Genomic DNA, 15,522 nt, shown 5'->3' with positions numbered 1-15,522 from the left:
TCCACTGATATAGTTGCTTGATAAATCTTGTTCAATTTGCACTTGCAATCTACCTGTTTTTTAGAGCGGTAGATTTTTTCATAAATTGCAATAATTTGTTGTTGTGTATCTACGGGTGCTGCTATAGCAAAAGAAGGCATAGTTACACCTGCTAAAACAGCTAATGCTAAAAATCCAAAACCTTTTCCCATTAGAGGGGTTTTAATAAAATTTTTGCCACATCAAAAATTTTTGTTTTCCACGCTTTCTAAAAGCGCGTAGTTTTCTGCCAGCGTCTTTTGCCACCAAAAGATACTGCGTAACAACTACATCAAAATTAACGGAAGAATGCTGCAAACAAGCATCATACCCTAAAATGATAGTAAAAATGCTACCCCGCTCTCGCCACAAAACTAACATAAGAAAACACAATTAATTATATCATTAGCTGAAGAAAAAAGCTTCCAAACGTCTGCTCTACAGCAGCGCATTTGGAAGCTCATCAAACTTATGCCAGCACCGCTAACACAAATCCATCTTCTTGAATAAATCACCTTACAGCAATTGCTTTTCTTCCTCCGACAGCACATAAGAGGACTTACCAGCCTGCACATCTTTAGCAAAACAACGGCTTTCCTCTCTGCCGTAAATGCTGGTCATAATAATACCCTTATTATTCGCATCCGTAAGCAGCAGTGAATAGCTCATTTCACCGCCCATAGCGTCAAAGGCATCATAACGCACAATTCTAATATTCTGCAGACAGTTCTGCACCTGTGCATGCAGCTTCTGATGCTCGTCCTGCAAGGCTGCCAGCTCATTCTGCACCGCACGCAGCTCCTGCAGCGTATCTGTCAGCACAACATCAATGTTGGCTTCCTTACCTTGAGTAAAGAAGTCATATTTTTTTTGCAGCTTATTCAGTCTGCCCTGCAGACTAAAGCACATACCCAACGCAATCAACACAATAAGCAACAGAACAATGATAATTGCTGCCGAATGTGTATTAACCAAAAGATTGGCCTGTTCCATCAATAAAAGCCCCCCTCATACCAAAGCTTATCTAAATTACCGGCCCTTGAAGGCCGTTTTTTCATCTCACTGTCAAACGTCTGAAATCACACATTCAAACGCTTAGGTTCGCCGTTATGCGGCTTATCATCGTGACGTCCCTGCTGCAGCACCTCATAGATGCGCTCCAGGTCCTCAGCAGAATAATATTCAATGTGAATAGTACCACCCTGGCGTCCCTGCTCATCCAGCTTAGGCACAACCTTAACCTTAGTACCCAAAAACTCTACCAGACGCTGTTCAAAGTCATGGCAGAAAATATCATTCTCGGTAGGCTCACGCTTAGGCTTCTTTTCCTTATTATCCTTATTTTTAGCTTCTTCTTCAACAAGCTCGCGGACAATCTTCAGCTTCTTGCCTTCCTTCAGCTTACGCACAACCTCTTCGGTCATACGTGAGCTCCAGCCATTGGCAATAATCGCTTCCGCCACCTCGCACATCTGCTCCGGCTTCGGCAGTCCCAAAAGCTGCTTTGCCTGGCCCATCGTCAGCACGCCATTAATAATTTGCTTCTGTACCTGCTCCGGCAGGTTCAGAAGACGCAGAATATTAGTCACGGCACTGCGGCTGCGGCCTACCTTTTCAGCAGTCTGCTCCTGCGTCAGCTTGAATTCCTGCATCAGGCGGCGCAAGCCCTGCGCTTCTTCAATCGGGTTCAGGTCATGACGCTGAATATTTTCAATCAGCGCAATTTCCATCATCTTGGCATCGTCATAATCCTTGACGATAGCCGGCACCTTGGTCAGTCCGGCTAAGCCTGCGGCACGCAGACGGCGTTCGCCTGCCACCAGCTCGTAGCTTCTGCCCTTTTTGCGCACCACTACCGGCTGAACAACGCCAAACTCCTTAATAGAAGCAGCCAGCTCCTGCAGCTTTTCTTCATCAAAGTTGCAGCGCGGCTGATACGGATTCGCTGCGATATTTTTAATAAGCAGCTCCTGTGCAGCACTTGCAGGCTCCTGCGCCTTTTCTACGGCAGGACTGGTATTTTCGCCGAAAATTGCGCCCAAGCCCTTGCCTAAGCCGCCCTTCTTACTCATCCTCAATCACCTCACGCGCAAAGTCCATATACACCTGCGCACCTTTAGATTTGCTGTCATAGTCGATAACCGGCTGTCCGTGGCTGGGTGCTTCACTCAGGCGCACGTTACGCGGAATAATCGTCTGATACATTTTTGTTTTGAAGTACTTCTGTACCTCGTTCACAACATCCTGCGACAGATTCGTTCTGCTGTCATACATAGTCATCAGCACACCCTCCAGCTTCAAAGCAGGGTTCAGGTTACGCTGTACCAGCTGAATCGTGTTCATCAGCATAGTAACACCCTCCAGCGCATAAAATTCGCACTGAATAGGAATCATTACCGAGCTGGCAGCTGTCAGGCCGTTGATTGTCAGCAGGCCCAGTGACGGCGGACAATCAATAATAACGTAATCATAATTATGCTTTACTCTTTCCAGAGAGTTCTTTAAACGTCCTTCACGGTTCATCAGCGAAACAAGCTCTATTTCCGCACCGGCAAGCTGGATAGTAGCAGGCACCAGGTCCAGTCCTTTATAGGCTGTGTGCTTAATTACATCCTGCATGGGTACTTCACTGATAATCGCATCATAAATGCATTGCTTAATATCACGTTTATCAAAGCCAAAGCCGCTGGTAGCATTTCCCTGCGGATCACTGTCAATCAAAAGTACCTTGCGTTCCAGCGCCGCCAGACACGCAGCCAGATTTACCGCCGTAGTAGTCTTGCCAACACCACCCTTCTGGTTGGCAATAGCAATTACCTTTACCAATTCGCTTCACCTCGTAGTCATAGTATATCTATTCTATTTTATCACACTTTACGTGCTCATGGGAAAAGAATTTTTGTTTATTTAATTTTGTACGCTGCTCCAGCGCCTCCCAACAGCAAAAAGCGCAGCACGCTTTCGCTTGCTGCGCTCAGATTGCAATGAGCTACAACTTTTTAATTACTTCTGCAAATTCGTCCAGCGTATAAGCGCCATCATGCTGGAATTCTTTTTTCTCGAAAACCATCCTATGTTTATACCTATCTTCTTCTCCTGAGTACCTGCTTCTCCCATGTTTTCACCGTCTGCGCCCGCAAAAAGTCCTTCAACGGCTGCAGGTTCTGCTCTTCATCCCACGCCTCCAGCGCGTCAAAATACGCCTTTCTATCCTCCTGATGGATAACAATCGGCGGATGATTATGTATAACCAGCAGATAATTCATCACCAAGCGTCCTGTGCGCCCATTGCCATCGGCAAACGGATGGATGTTTTCAAACTTAGCATGAAAAAAGGCTGCTGCCGTTAACGCATTCTTATCGTCAACATCGCTTATATCTTCTATAAGCTCCTGCATTTCGTCCGGCACATCCTCCGGCCAAGCACCGGTCTCATTCTTACCTGTAACATAATCGCCCTTTTTATATTCCCCGGGCCGTTCTCCTTTTTTCCAGCGCAAAGGATCATAAGTATTGAGCGTCAGGCGTTTTTGGATTTCTTTTATCAAATTTTCATCAATAGGCTTACGCTCATTAAACGCTGCAAAAAAATACTCATTAGCTAATTTTGCATTGCGAATCTCAAACAAGGTACGAATATCACCGGTATAGCTTGTAACGCCATCATGCTCAAAAATTTCGCGTGTATCATGATAGGTTACATTAGGATTTTCAATATTACCGGAGTTATAAGCAAAAGAAATTACATGCCCGTTAAATGCTTCTTCTAAGTCTGCATCTGTCTGAATATTTTTCGTCTGCCACCAAGCTACAATCTGTTCGTACATCTCCGCACCTCCAATAAACGTATTCGTATTTTTACATTATTATACCATATCCCTATACAAAAACTCCTATTCAGCCAACAGAAAATCTATCGAAGTTTATAGAATCAATTCTACAAACTTTTGGTTTGCATATCTTTGCAGTTTGAATTCCACAAACTTACAGCGCATCTTTTTTAGATTATGTATAGCTACACAAAAAGCGCAGCACGCTTTCACTTGCTGCGCTCAGGTTCCATATTACACTGTTATAAATTATACGTTGAAGCGGAACTCAACAACGTCGCCATCCTGCATAACGTAATCCTTGCCCTCCAGACGAACCAGGCCTTTTTCACGTGCTGCAGCCTTGCTGCCGCAGGCTACCAGATCATCAAAGGAAACGATTTCCGCACGGATAAAGCCACGCTCAAAGTCGGTATGGATTTTGCCCGCTGCCTGCGGAGCCTTAGTGTTCAGCTTAATAGTCCAGGCACGGGATTCCATTTCGCCCGCAGTCAGGAAGGTCATCAGGCCAAGCAGCTTGAAGCCTGCTTTAATCAGGCGGTCCAGACCGGTTTCCTCCAGGCCTGCCATTTCCAGATATTCCTTAGCCTCTTCTTCCGGAAGCTCGGCAACTTCGCTTTCCATCTTCGCGGAAACAACGATAACCTCAGCATTTTCTTCTGCAGCATATTTCTTTACAGCCTGTACATGCTCGTTACCGGACGGATCGGCAACCTCGCCTTCAGCAACGTTAGTAATGTACAGCACCGGTTTCATGGTCAGCAGATGCAGCTCGCCCAGGAACTCCTGTTCTTCCTCGGTCAGACCAAGGCGGCGTGCCGACACACCATCAGACAGGCCAGCCATAACCTTTTCCATTACAGCCTGCTCCAGCTTAACCTTTTTATCGCCGGTTTTTGCCAGCTTCACCAGGCGCTCCTGACGCTTTTCAACGGTTTCCATATCAGCCAGGCACAGCTCGGTGTTGATGATATCAATATCACGCAGAGGATCAATGCTGCCCTCAACGTGGGTGATGTTGCCATCCTCAAAGCAGCGTACAACCTCGGCAACAGCATCTACCTCACGGATATGGGACAGGAACTTATTGCCCAGGCCTTCGCCCTTGCTTGCGCCCTTTACCAGACCGGCAATATCTACAAAACGCATAGCTGCCGGAACAATCTTTTTGGATTTAAACATATCGCTCAGAACATCTAAGCGTTTATCAGGCACATCAACAACGCCTACATTAGGTTCGATTGTGCAGAAGGGATAGTTTGCTGCTTCTGCTCCAGCTTTGGTAATAGCATTAAACAGGGTACTTTTGCCTACGTTAGGCAGGCCAACGATACCAACTTCTAAATTTGTACTCACGTAAATCGCTCCTCGTCATATATATTTAGTGCGTTAAAAACTCTGTATCTAATATATTTTACAATAATATGCTTTGATATGCAATGTTTTGACGCAAAATGGCACTCTTCCGCAGCATAAAAAAGAGACAGTCCGCAGACTGCCTCTGATTTTTAGCCTAGGCTTAGAAATATTCCAGCTCTCTCTTGGCAAATGCACCGGTTACCGGGTTCATGTCAGCTTCTACTTTATATCTTGCAGTAATGAACTCTACATCATAATGTACATTGTTGCCTTCTTTTTCGGTTTCGATGACAATGTTTCTGGCATCGGGATATGCTTCCAGAACGATTTGTCTGATATCCTCAGGAGTTTTTACCATCATCGTGCTGCCGGCAATATTGCTGCCTTTAATTTCTACTTCCTTAACTTTGGTAGTTGCCAGAACAACCTCTACCTCGTATTCCAGATAATTATCATTATCGCGGAAGTTCAGAACAGCTTCGCCGTCTTCTTCCTTGTAGCCATAAAATACAGCAGCAGCAGGAACCTCGGCACGTGCAGCATCAATAACCATCTGCTGATGGCTTTTAGCAGGTGCAGCAAAAGCTACTGCGCTCATTGCCAGCGCAGCCAGCATAGAAAGCAAAACTAATAATTTTTTAAACATAAGTATTCCCCCTTTGAAAAAATATAATCAGCTTACCAGACTTACTGTCTTTCCAAAAGTCTGTTAGCGTAAGCACGCATAGAAGGATTAGCAACGGCCTTGAAATCTGCAGGCGGCAGAGCAAAGGCAGTTGCCTCATCCACGGTATTGGAAACCTCAAGCACCTTAAAGATAGGCAGATAACTTACTTCGTAGCCCTTCCAGTCAGCTGTATCCTTTGCATAATAGAAATTCAGGCTGTTGGTGCCCTTGGTCATCTTGTCATAATCATAGCCGGTAACTGCATCATTACCACCCTGTGGACGTACATTGAACCAGCTGATCAGGGTTTCGGCAAAGGGCATGCTCATGCCCGGCAGCTCAGGAACTCTGTCATAATTTTTATTGAGATAGTCAATAGTGTACCAATAACCGTTCTTCACAAAGGAAACGGTATCCTTGATTACCTTGCCGTCACCATCGGTAGTAGTGATGCGCTCGGCGTTGATGCCATTGGCTTCATTATATTCCGTACGGTTGGTGCGCTTTTGCTGTGCAGTCGGCAGCTTGGCATAGGCTTCAGGCGTCAGCACCTCACGCATATCAATCGTCTGGGTTACAACCAGATGTACAGGATGCTTGTCACTGTTCAGGGTTTCACCCAACAGATGGATGGTACGCTGACCGGGATTATAGGCAAAAGCCATTGCTGTGCAAAGCATCGTAAAAACAAAAGTCAAAAATAAGGTTCTCAAAGATGTTTTCATGCAATTCACCTCGTATGTATAGTACTACTCTTATTATATCATGTTAAGGCCTGCGTAAATAAGTAAATTTTTTGTGATTTTTACACAAACGAAAACCCCGCAGCCTAATGACTGCGGGGTATAAGTTTCGTTTAAACCGCCGTGCGAATTATTCGCAGGTGAACGGCAGCAAAGCAACGCAGCGAGCGCGTTTGATTGCTACGGTCAATTGGCGTTGGTGCTTAGCGCAGGTACCGGAAATACGGCGCGGTAAAATCTTACCACGTTCGGTAATATAGCGTTTCAGCTTATTTGCATCCTTGTAATCGATTTCTTCAACTTTATCAACACAGAAGCTGCAAACTTTTCTTCTAGGTCTTCTGCCTCTTTCGCGTTTCATTGCATAACCTCCCTTAAATTAGAATGGAATTTCCTCATCAAAGGGAACCTGTTGTCCGAAACCACTCATGCCGCCATCTTGTGCCGGTGCAGCAGGAGCTGCAGAGCGAATCGGATTGCTATGAGCAGCAACGGCATCAGCTTTGCGCTCAATAAACTCGAAGCGATCAGCGATTACTTCGGTTATCCAGCGTTTGTTGCCATCCTTACCATCATAGCTACGGATTTGCAGGCGGCCTTCAACAAGCACGCGCTGCCCTTTGGTGAGACTGTTACCGCATGTCTCAGCTTGTTTACCCCAAATTACTATGGGAATAAAGTCAGCTTCTCTTTGGCCTTCCTGATTGGCAAAAGGTCTGTCTACTGCAAGAGTAAACTGACAAACAACTTTACCGGTCGGCGTATAACGCACTTCCGGATCTCTAGTAAGTCTGCCTAACAGAATAATCTTGTTCATTGATTATTCACCCTTTCTGATAATCATATGGCGCAGTACTTCATCGGTAATTTTCATAACACGATCAAGTTCCTTAACAGCAGCGGCGTCAGCCTGGAAGGTTACGAGAACATAGATACCTTCATTCAGGTCCTGGATCTCATAAGCAAGGCGTCTTTTGCCCCAACGATCGGTTTTTTCTACATTACCACCGTTTGCAGTGATGAGTTTCTCGAATTTAGCAACAACTGCTTCACAAGCCTCATCCTCAACAGGTTTAACGATGTACATGACTTCGTATGCGTTCACGAAATCACCTCCTCCTTTGGACTTTGGCCCCCGTCTCTCCGGGAGCAGAAGAAGTATATATAGTTATATACAAGCTTAATAATTATATCATTGCTTACGCTGCTTTGCAAGCTTTTTTGAAAAATTTTCCTGCTATTTCTGCTTGCGGCATTCCGGACAATAGCCATACCATTCCAAGTTATGTCCTACGATGGCAAATTCCGTTTTATCCGCCAGCTGTTCCTCGAAATCAGCAATCGGGCAATGGTCTACCTCCACAATCCGGTGGCAGCGCAGGCAGATAAGGCGGTGCCTGTGTCCTAAGGCGTGCAGCACAAAGCCGTACTTGCGTGCATCCGTCAAAAAGCTTTTTTCCGTCAGTCCCTTTTGCGTAAAATTTTCCAGAATGCGATACACCGTAGAAAAATTTATCTCGGCACCCTTCTCACACAGCTGCTGATAAATATCCTCAGCCGTCAGCACGCCCTCGCTCGCCAGCAGCAGCTGCAGAATAAGCTGTCTGTGACGGGTATTTTTTAATCCGTAGCGATGCAGATAATCGCGATAATCTGCCGCAGAACTTGTATCAGTCATCTTTCTACCCCTTCTTTATAAGACAGCACGTATTTCTTTATAAATGATAATCAGCAACAGCAAAGCCACCGAAACCAAAGCAGTTACACCGCCCGGCGCCGCCCCCAGCCAGTAGGAGGTCACAAGGCCTGTGATAATGGCGATAAAGCTCAGCACCATAGCTGCCAGCATCGTCACCTTAAAGCCCTTGCCCAGCTGCAGAGCCGCTGCTACCGGCAGTGCAATCAGCGAGCTGATAACCAGAATGCCCACCACACGGATAGAAACTGCAACCATAGCTGCCACCAGCAGAGCAAAGACATAATTAATCAGACGCGTTTTTACGCCGGCAATTTTAGCTCCATCCTCATCAAAGGCCAGCATTACCAGCTGCGGATACAAAAGGTAAACAGCAGCCAACGACACTACGCACAGCACTGCTACCGCCAGCACATCGTCAGGCGTTACGGTCAGAATGCTGCCGAACAAAAATGCTTCTACATTAGTATGTACCATACCGCTGCTGATAATCGTAATCGCAATACCGACAGACAGCGACAGGATTATCACCAAAATCAGCTCCGCATAACGGCGGAAGCGCTGACGCAAAACCTCAATCAGCACAGCAAAGACAGAGGTTACGGCAAAGGCGCTGATAATCGGGTTCACCTTAACCAGCAGGCCTACCGCCACACCGGCCAGCGATGCATGCGCCAGCGTATCGCCAATCATGGAATAGCGGCGCAGCACCAGGAACATGCCAATCATCGGACACATTAAAGAAATCAGCACAGAAACCAGCAGTGCGTTCTGCATAAAAGCGTATTCCAGCATTATTCCGCACCTCCTACATTATCATGCATATATTCCTGCACATATTCCTGCGGATTGCAGAAATGACCATGACCGTTCATGACATGATACATTTTATCGGCATTACGCGCCGCAAATTTCAGGTTATGCTCTACCGTGATAATGGTAATACCCTGCTCATGCAGCTCCTGCATAAATTTGTACAGCTCCTGCTGGCTCTTGACATCAATGCCGGTAGAAGGCTCATCAAAAATCAACAGCTGCGGGCTGCCCAGCAACGCTCTGGCAATCAGCACCTTTTGGCACTGGCCGCCGCTCAGCGTGCCGATTAAACGGTCACGCAGGTCATAAACATGCATCTGCTCCAGGCAGCGGCGCACTGCCTGTTTGTCCGTTACCTTTAATACTCTGCGATAATATTCCATTACCTCATAAACAGTTATCGGAAACTGGCTGTTGAGAGTTTCAAAGCGCTGCGGCACGTAGCCGATGCTGCTAAAAGTATTCTTCAATTCACCTTTTGACGGCTCCAACAATCCCAAGAGCAGCTTGACCAGCGTACTTTTGCCGCTGCCGTTTTCGCCGACAATGGCAATATATTCGCCGTCATTTACCTGCATATTGATATCGCGCAGCAGCTCGCTGCCGGATTCATAGGCAAATTCTATATGCTTCAGTTCTATCATAGTGGCTCCTTCATTTACTCACGGCAGCCTGCGCTGCCTTTTTGTTGCAGTAAATATTATAGACCTCGCTCGGCAAATATGCAAGTCATTTGCATTTAGCTTGACAAGAAAGTTCACGGGTGTTATGATAAAATTCGTTATAATATGCAAATCATTTGCGTTTATTTGTGCTTAAATGAGGAGGAGAGCCTATGAAAAAGCTCAGTATTATTTTTTGTATTTGCACACTGCTGCTCTGCAGTCTGCTGGCAGGCTGTGGCAGCAAGGAGCCTGCACCTGCTGCGGACCATAAGCTGCGGGTTGTAGTAACCTTTAATGCTATGAAAGAATTTACTCAGGCCGTAGGTCAGGATAAAATTCATATAACTTCCCTAATTCCCGACGGCACAGAGCCGCATGATTTTCAGCCTACTACTAAAACTATGCAGGCGCTGAGCAAAGCAGACATCTTAATTTACAACAGCACCGGCATGGAGCGTTGGGTGGAGCAGGCAACGCAAGCCGCCGCCAATCCCAAGCTCGTCATTGTAGAAGCAGCCAGGGGCACCGACCGCATCAGTCTTACAGAGGCTGACGAAATCAGAGCACACGGCCAGTATGACCCGCACACCTGGCTGAGCCTGAGCTGCGCGCAGACCGAGGTAAAGAATATTGCCGAAGCACTGGCTGCTGCAGATAAGGCTAATGCCGATTTCTACCGCAAGAATGCCGCAGAATACAACAAAAAGCTCCAAGCGCTGCTTGTTACCTACCAGAAAAAATTTGCCAAACTGGAGCAAAAAAACTTTGTCACCGGCCATGCTGCCTTTGCTTATCTGTGCCGTGACTTCGGCCTGCAGCAGCAAAGCATCGAGGATGTTTTTGCCAGCGGCGAACCAAGCGCGCAAAACCTGGCCAAGCTGACAGCCTACTGCAAGGAGCACAATGTAAAAACTATCTTCGTAGAAGAAGCGGTAAGCCCCAAAATATCAGAAACACTGGCGCGCGAGGTTGGTGCCACTACGCAGGAAATATATACTATTGAATGCAGCAACGGCGAGAAAACCTATCTTACCCGCATGGAAGAAAACCTAGACGCTATTTACCAAAGCTTGAAAAAATAAAAAGGCTGCCATCTTAGCAGCAAACAAAATTATCTACGCACAGCAAAACGCCGCGGCTTACGCAGCAGGTCGAAAACCTGCTGCAGCCGCGGCTTTTTTTGTGCATCACTGTTTCAACAGCCAAGCTGCTGAAGCTAATTTGCTTTTTTGTTCTTAGGCAGTACATCCTCATTCTTAGATGAATAGGGATTGATATTTTTCAGCTGCTGATTGGGACGGTAATTATCACGCGCCGACGAGCCCCAAATAATCATCCAGGTCAGAGAAAAGCCCATCAGGAGCCACAAAACAGCCATAGCCGCCGCAGGGTACCACGAAAGATTGAACCAGTAGCTAAAGCCCCAGAGTAGCACCGCAATAAACCCCCATTCCCAGTTCACTATCAGGTTGGCAATAAAGCAGATGAAAAAGCCTGAATTGATAGTCGTTCTGCGCATAATAACCTCCTGCTAAAAAAGCGGCCGCGATAAACAATCGCAGCCGCAAAAAGTATCAGCTCATTATAATATCAGTAGCTGCCACCGCCGCCGCCATGATTATCATCAGCAGAGCTTTCGCTTACAGAACCATCATCACTGCTGCCGCCGCTGGATTTAGACTTCGGAACAGCAGAAATGTTGGTGTACAGATAAGTATCATTGCTGTGCGTCAGCGCAAAGGTTTGCTTATCCAGATAAGCATTTGCTTCGACAGCCTCACGCACGTTGCTCATACCCTGAATCAGGAGTGCACGCCAGCCATAGGCAGCAGCACCGCCGATACCGGCAGCAATTACTAAAGCAAACCAGTTGAAGCCTGCATCAGGATCCCACGGCTCGCCTTCCTTTTCGTAATACTCAAGGAGCTCGCCTGCTTTTTGAGCATAGGTGATGTAACCTTGGGCATAATCATTTTTCTTGAACTGAGCAACCATCGGCTTGCTCATATACTCAATGCCTTCATTGCCAACGATAACCTGCTTCAGCTGTTTATCGGTAGCAATGTACCATTTACGGGTGTTGGTAACCTGCAGCAATACCATATTGCCCTTTTGACCGTCATTATAAACATCATCGAGCAGCTTATTGGCATATTCACCGGGAACGGCACCGCCAATAGTCTTCATAGTTACAACAGCAATGCGCACATTATGCGCCTGCTCCTGCTTGTGCAGCTCTGCCAGAACCTCCTGACGCTGCTGCGGCGTAAGAACCTTGGCGTTATCCACCAGGCTGGGTGCAGCAAAGGCTGTTACACTGGCTAACATAAGGGCTGCCAGCATGGTTAAGATTGCAAATAACTTTCTCATTCCGGCACCTCCTTATAACATGAACTTCACAATGAAGTAGCTGATAATTGTTACAATAATAAAGGTCAGGGCAGTGTAATTACGCAGCTTGCCATAGTCAATCGGCAGACTGCCGACAACCTTACCCGTCTGACCGTTCATCATAAAGGTATAGGGCTTACCTTCAAAGCGTGTGGACAGAATCCATACCGGCACCATTGCATAATGCACGGCATTTTCATCCTTGATAACTGCGCAGTCACCGTTGCTGGTTACACGGGTATAGCCTGTAACGGTATCTGCCAGGCAACCCTCGGCACTTTTGACAACGCGTGCATCCGCACGTGCTACAGCAGCCTCGGCATCCACATCATACTTATCTGCCAAAAAGCCTGTCAGATAAGCGGTGCTGAAGGGAACCATTTCTTTGTAATCGAACGGCTCGATGCTTTCCATAAAGGTATCGTCCATCTTCTCGCTGCCATCTACAGGGATGCGCTCAAAGGACATGGTGCCTTCACGTTCGCAGTTATACACAACGGTAGTTGTAACAACTTCATCATCGGTTTCATAAACACTGTCGCTGGCACCCTGATAGCTGCCGCTGGCGCTAACCTTGGAGTCAAACAGCCAGAACGGTACATACATTGCCTGAATATCCTCCACACGATTGTTGGCTGTAAAGGAGTTAGGCAGCAGGGTTCTTCCCTTGTAGAATTCTTTGAGGGCAGCAACAGCTTCCTCTTTGGTTTTCTTGAAGGGAATGATGAAGTCCGGCTTCAGCATACCTTCGAAACGGCTCGGCAGCATGGTCGGGCTGCCGCAGTAGCAGCATTCTGTTGCCATGGTGTTGCCGTCGCTCACAATCTGCGCACCGCAGCTGGAGCAGGTAAAGGCCTTCATCTGCTCCGCTTCGTCAGCTTCCCATTCGCTGCCGGCAGCAGAGGTATCCCACTTAGCCTCCTTGGCAGCCTGCGCTTTAGCAGCAGCGGCTTCCTTGGCGGCATACATTTCTTCTATAGTCTTAACTTCCAGCTCGGTACCGCAGTATTCGCAGGTCACCTTATCATGACCGGGCAAAAACGTCAGCGGCGCGCTGCAGTTAGGGCACTTATAGCCTACAGAGGTTTCAGCCATAATATCACCTCGTTAAAATATAGTTATGCAAATTTAAGTGCTCCCGCTCCCCCTTCTGTCGCCTATTTGGGTAGCTTGCCTTCCCCTCATTAAAGGTGGTTGTGCATCGCAATTAAATATCGTTCCAGTCAGAAGCAATTTTCCGGTGCCCAAAGGGCACAACGCAAATTTCGTGTGGAACCAGGACGAAGCTTCGGTAAAATTTGTCAGATAGTAACAGTATGTTACGTCCCCTCGCTTCTATGGTTCCGGACACTTATTTGCTAAAATTGCTATTCCTTACACGATATGTTAATTGCTCTCTAAGGCCTTCGATTCACCCATTGTTTTTTGCTAACATTCTTGCCTTCCCCCTGGGGAAGGTGCTGAACGCAGTGAGGCGAAAGGGGGCAGCATAGGAGCATACATCATGCTTGCATTCGCATCTGACGCAAGCTGTTAATATATGAGGTTATTGTTTGTCGTTATCGTCGAAAACATCGCCGCACTCAGGGCAGAACTTAGGCGGATGGTGCGGATCTGGCGGCTCCCAGCCACACTTATCGCACTTGAACAGCGGTGCTCCCTCAGGCTTCTTGCTGCCGCATTCAGCGCAGAACTTGCCTTTGTTTACAGCGCCGCAGCTGCAGGTCCAGCCATCCTCTGCCGGTTTGTCTTCCGGCTTCTTGTTGCCGCAGTTAGCGCAGAACTTACCAGTATTGGTAGTGCCGCAGCTGCAGGTCCAGCTGCCCTCTGCCGGTTTCGGCTCAGGCTTCTTGCCGCCGCAGTTAGCGCAGAACTTACCGGTGTTGGTAGTGCCACAGCTGCAGGTCCAGGCATCTGCTGCCGGTGCTGCTGCCGCAGGGGCGGCAGGGGCGGCCGGCGGCGGAGTAGGAGGTTGCGGCTGTTGCGGATAAGGCGGTTGTCCGTAAGGAGGCTGTTGTCCGTAAGGATTCTGCTGAGCATACATCTGCTGCTGTTGTCCTTGGGCAAACAAGCCAGCCACATTTGCGCCACCGGCCATTCCGGCCATATTCATGCCAACAAAGCCGCCCATTGCACCCATGCCGCCTTCATTGCCAGCTGCAATACGCATAGCGTCTGCAGTAGCGCCAGCCATAGCTGCTGCTGCACGGTTCGGATTGCTGAGCATCTGGATATCTTTCAGACGTTGAGCATCTTCCTCAGACATGGTTACGCTTGCCAGTGCGAAGGAATAAACCTCTACACCGCGGCGGTCACGCCATTGGTCGCTCAAATCTTCGTTCAAAGCGTTAGCGATTTCTTTGCCATGACGCGGCAGTGCGCTGTAACGCATACCGTTTTCAGTGAGCGTGCCGAGGGCAACGCCCAGGCTCATCATGAGCTCGCTCTTCATCTGGCTGTCAATCTGGTCACGACGATATTCGTCAGTGATATTGGAGCATACATTGGTGTAGAACAGCAGCGGATTAGTAATCTTATAGCTGTATTCACCGAAGCAACGGATACCAACTTCCCAATCAATGCCTAAGTTGTTGTCAATCAGGCGTACAGGAATCGGCTGAGCGGTGCCAAACTTGTTGCCGTAAATTTCCTTCATATTGAAGTAATATACGCGCTGGTCCTTGCCAGGGTCACCGCCGAAGGTGAAACGTTTACCGATCTGACCGAAAATAGCCTTAACATTATCCTTCAGATCACCGGTAAAGATAGATGGTTCAGTAGATGTATCGTATACATATTCGCCGGGCTCGTTGCACATATCTACAACCTTGCCCTGCTCAACGATAATCATGCACTGACCTTCGTTGACAGCAACAACGCTGCCATTACTGATGATGTTGTCTTCTGCAGAAGTGTTGGAGCTGCGTCCTTGGCTGGACGTACGCTTCATACCCTTGGTTACCAGAACCTCGGGAGGCATGCTTTCGCAATAGAAAAACTCTTTCCATTGGTCGCCCAGTACGCCGCCTACAGCGCCCATTGCCGCTTTAATTAAACCCATAATACAACCTCCTTTTGTATCACTAAAAAATTAACAATTATATTTTATCAAATCCCGCTTAATATTAACAGGACTTTGAATAAAACAGCTGTACACTTATCAGCCAAGAAATTGTAAAATATTTATCTTATCCTTATCTGTAGTAAAAAACTATTCACTAATACTTTGATTTGTGATAAACTAATTGTTAGACAATCTTTGCAAATTATCTGTGCAGGTAAGCTGTTTTCCGCTTCCTTGCCTTAAGTTTAATATAAAAATTGCATTTCGTCACTA

19 protein-coding genes are annotated in these 15,522 nt (G+C 47.2%); 1 reads left to right on the top strand and 18 read right to left on the bottom strand.

Features of this window, described 5'->3' with window-relative positions; all coding sequences use genetic code 11:
- The 14 genes from Q0612_RS02955 to Q0612_RS02890 form a co-directional block, all read right to left on the bottom strand.
- A partial coding sequence (locus Q0612_RS02955; RefSeq protein WP_298880561.1) for a hypothetical protein occupies positions 1–191 on the bottom strand: 191 nt, incomplete at its 3' end.
- A gap of 343 nt (positions 192–534) precedes the next feature.
- A complete protein-coding gene (locus Q0612_RS02950) occupies positions 535–1,011 on the bottom strand; it encodes a DUF4446 family protein (RefSeq protein ID WP_298880560.1) in 477 nt (158 codons plus the stop codon).
- Between the two features lie 86 nt (positions 1,012–1,097).
- Positions 1,098–2,090, bottom strand: coding sequence for a ParB/RepB/Spo0J family partition protein (locus Q0612_RS02945; RefSeq protein ID WP_298880558.1), 993 nt, complete (start codon positions 2,088–2,090; stop codon positions 1,098–1,100).
- Positions 2,083–2,844, bottom strand: coding sequence for a ParA family protein (locus Q0612_RS02940; protein WP_021719853.1), 762 nt, complete (start codon positions 2,842–2,844; stop codon positions 2,083–2,085). The genes Q0612_RS02945 and Q0612_RS02940 overlap by 8 nt, the downstream gene beginning before the upstream one ends.
- Positions 2,845–3,101: 257 nt before the next feature.
- The gene (locus Q0612_RS02935) at positions 3,102–3,845 is read right to left on the bottom strand and encodes a Fic family protein (RefSeq protein WP_298880553.1); all 744 of its coding nucleotides are present in this window, start codon (positions 3,843–3,845) and stop codon (positions 3,102–3,104) included.
- 252 nt (positions 3,846–4,097) lie between these two features.
- Positions 4,098–5,204, bottom strand: a complete 1,107-nt coding sequence (gene ychF / locus Q0612_RS02930; RefSeq protein ID WP_298880550.1) for a redox-regulated ATPase YchF — start codon at positions 5,202–5,204, stop codon at positions 4,098–4,100.
- A gap of 163 nt (positions 5,205–5,367) precedes the next feature.
- Complete coding sequence (locus Q0612_RS02925; protein ID WP_210685299.1) at positions 5,368–5,853, bottom strand: PepSY domain-containing protein; 486 nt, start codon at positions 5,851–5,853, stop codon at positions 5,368–5,370.
- Positions 5,854–5,894: 41 nt separating this feature from the next.
- Positions 5,895–6,599 carry a hypothetical protein gene (locus tag Q0612_RS02920; protein WP_298880547.1) on the bottom strand — a complete coding sequence of 235 codons (705 nt, stop codon included), beginning with the start codon at positions 6,597–6,599 and terminating at the stop codon, positions 5,895–5,897.
- A gap of 148 nt (positions 6,600–6,747) precedes the next feature.
- A complete protein-coding gene (gene rpsR, locus Q0612_RS02915) occupies positions 6,748–6,978 on the bottom strand; it encodes a 30S ribosomal protein S18 (protein WP_009145516.1) in 231 nt (76 codons plus the stop codon).
- A gap of 18 nt (positions 6,979–6,996) precedes the next feature.
- Complete coding sequence (locus Q0612_RS02910) at positions 6,997–7,434, bottom strand: single-stranded DNA-binding protein (RefSeq protein WP_298880544.1); 438 nt, start codon at positions 7,432–7,434, stop codon at positions 6,997–6,999.
- Between the two features lie 3 nt (positions 7,435–7,437).
- Positions 7,438–7,722: a 30S ribosomal protein S6 gene (rpsF, locus tag Q0612_RS02905; RefSeq protein ID WP_009145514.1), complete on the bottom strand. Its 285-nt coding sequence runs from the start codon at positions 7,720–7,722 to the stop codon at positions 7,438–7,440.
- Between the two features lie 132 nt (positions 7,723–7,854).
- Positions 7,855–8,295: a Fur family transcriptional regulator gene (locus Q0612_RS02900; protein ID WP_298880538.1), complete on the bottom strand. Its 441-nt coding sequence runs from the start codon at positions 8,293–8,295 to the stop codon at positions 7,855–7,857.
- A 15-nt stretch (positions 8,296–8,310) separates the two neighbouring features.
- Entirely contained in the window at positions 8,311–9,108 is a 798-nt protein-coding gene (locus tag Q0612_RS02895) for a metal ABC transporter permease (RefSeq protein WP_293695291.1), read from the bottom strand.
- Complete coding sequence (locus Q0612_RS02890) at positions 9,108–9,773, bottom strand: metal ABC transporter ATP-binding protein (RefSeq protein WP_298880533.1); 666 nt, start codon at positions 9,771–9,773, stop codon at positions 9,108–9,110. Before Q0612_RS02890 ends, Q0612_RS02895 begins: the two co-directional genes overlap by 1 nt.
- Positions 9,774–9,964: 191 nt before the next feature.
- Here Q0612_RS02890 and Q0612_RS02885 point away from each other — a divergent pair, with 191 nt between their 5' ends.
- Positions 9,965–10,876 carry a metal ABC transporter solute-binding protein, Zn/Mn family gene (locus Q0612_RS02885; protein WP_298880531.1) on the top strand — a complete coding sequence of 304 codons (912 nt, stop codon included), beginning with the start codon at positions 9,965–9,967 and terminating at the stop codon, positions 10,874–10,876.
- Positions 10,877–11,010: 134 nt separating this feature from the next.
- On the opposite strand, the gene Q0612_RS02880 is transcribed toward Q0612_RS02885, so the two are convergent.
- From Q0612_RS02880 to Q0612_RS02865, 4 genes are all read right to left on the bottom strand, one after another.
- Complete coding sequence (locus tag Q0612_RS02880; protein WP_293692756.1) at positions 11,011–11,313, bottom strand: hypothetical protein; 303 nt, start codon at positions 11,311–11,313, stop codon at positions 11,011–11,013.
- A 71-nt stretch (positions 11,314–11,384) separates the two neighbouring features.
- Positions 11,385–12,164 carry a YgcG family protein gene (locus Q0612_RS02875; RefSeq protein ID WP_298880527.1) on the bottom strand — a complete coding sequence of 260 codons (780 nt, stop codon included), beginning with the start codon at positions 12,162–12,164 and terminating at the stop codon, positions 11,385–11,387.
- A gap of 12 nt (positions 12,165–12,176) precedes the next feature.
- The gene (locus Q0612_RS02870; RefSeq protein WP_298880524.1) at positions 12,177–13,280 is read right to left on the bottom strand and encodes a hypothetical protein; all 1,104 of its coding nucleotides are present in this window, start codon (positions 13,278–13,280) and stop codon (positions 12,177–12,179) included.
- A 451-nt stretch (positions 13,281–13,731) separates the two neighbouring features.
- A complete protein-coding gene (locus Q0612_RS02865) occupies positions 13,732–15,246 on the bottom strand; it encodes an SPFH domain-containing protein (RefSeq protein WP_298880521.1) in 1,515 nt (504 codons plus the stop codon).
- Positions 15,247–15,522: the final 276 nt, after the last annotated feature.

It is taken from the genome of uncultured Phascolarctobacterium sp. (assembly GCF_937920985.1).
GTDB lineage: Bacteria > Bacillota > Negativicutes > Acidaminococcales > Acidaminococcaceae > Phascolarctobacterium_A.
The sequence above is the reverse complement of the archived record's forward strand: the minus strand, read 5'-3'. Positions and strand labels throughout refer to the sequence as shown.

Excerpts from the sequence above, each read along its gene's own strand:
- Q0612_RS02945 (WP_298880558.1), bottom strand. The coding sequence starts at position 2,090 with ATGAGTAAGAAGGGCGGCTTAGGCAAGGGCTTGGGCGCAATTTTCGGC.
- Q0612_RS02870 (WP_298880524.1), bottom strand. The coding sequence starts at position 13,280 with ATGGCTGAAACCTCTGTAGGCTATAAGTGCCCTAACTGCAGCGCGCCG.
- Q0612_RS02885 (WP_298880531.1), top strand. The coding sequence starts at position 9,965 with ATGAAAAAGCTCAGTATTATTTTTTGTATTTGCACACTGCTGCTCTGC.
- Q0612_RS02925 (WP_210685299.1), bottom strand. The coding sequence starts at position 5,853 with ATGTTTAAAAAATTATTAGTTTTGCTTTCTATGCTGGCTGCGCTGGCA.
- Q0612_RS02950 (WP_298880560.1), bottom strand. The coding sequence starts at position 1,011 with ATGGAACAGGCCAATCTTTTGGTTAATACACATTCGGCAGCAATTATC.
- Q0612_RS02865 (WP_298880521.1), bottom strand. The coding sequence starts at position 15,246 with ATGGGTTTAATTAAAGCGGCAATGGGCGCTGTAGGCGGCGTACTGGGC.
- Q0612_RS02895 (WP_293695291.1), bottom strand. The coding sequence starts at position 9,108 with ATGCTGGAATACGCTTTTATGCAGAACGCACTGCTGGTTTCTGTGCTG.
- Q0612_RS02910 (WP_298880544.1), bottom strand. The coding sequence starts at position 7,434 with ATGAACAAGATTATTCTGTTAGGCAGACTTACTAGAGATCCGGAAGTG.
- Q0612_RS02920 (WP_298880547.1), bottom strand. The coding sequence starts at position 6,599 with ATGAAAACATCTTTGAGAACCTTATTTTTGACTTTTGTTTTTACGATG.
- Q0612_RS02935 (WP_298880553.1), bottom strand. The coding sequence starts at position 3,845 with ATGTACGAACAGATTGTAGCTTGGTGGCAGACGAAAAATATTCAGACA.
- rpsR (WP_009145516.1), bottom strand. The coding sequence starts at position 6,978 with ATGAAACGCGAAAGAGGCAGAAGACCTAGAAGAAAAGTTTGCAGCTTC.
- Q0612_RS02890 (WP_298880533.1), bottom strand. The coding sequence starts at position 9,773 with ATGATAGAACTGAAGCATATAGAATTTGCCTATGAATCCGGCAGCGAG.
- Q0612_RS02880 (WP_293692756.1), bottom strand. The coding sequence starts at position 11,313 with ATGCGCAGAACGACTATCAATTCAGGCTTTTTCATCTGCTTTATTGCC.
- Q0612_RS02900 (WP_298880538.1), bottom strand. The coding sequence starts at position 8,295 with ATGACTGATACAAGTTCTGCGGCAGATTATCGCGATTATCTGCATCGC.
- Q0612_RS02875 (WP_298880527.1), bottom strand. The coding sequence starts at position 12,164 with ATGAGAAAGTTATTTGCAATCTTAACCATGCTGGCAGCCCTTATGTTA.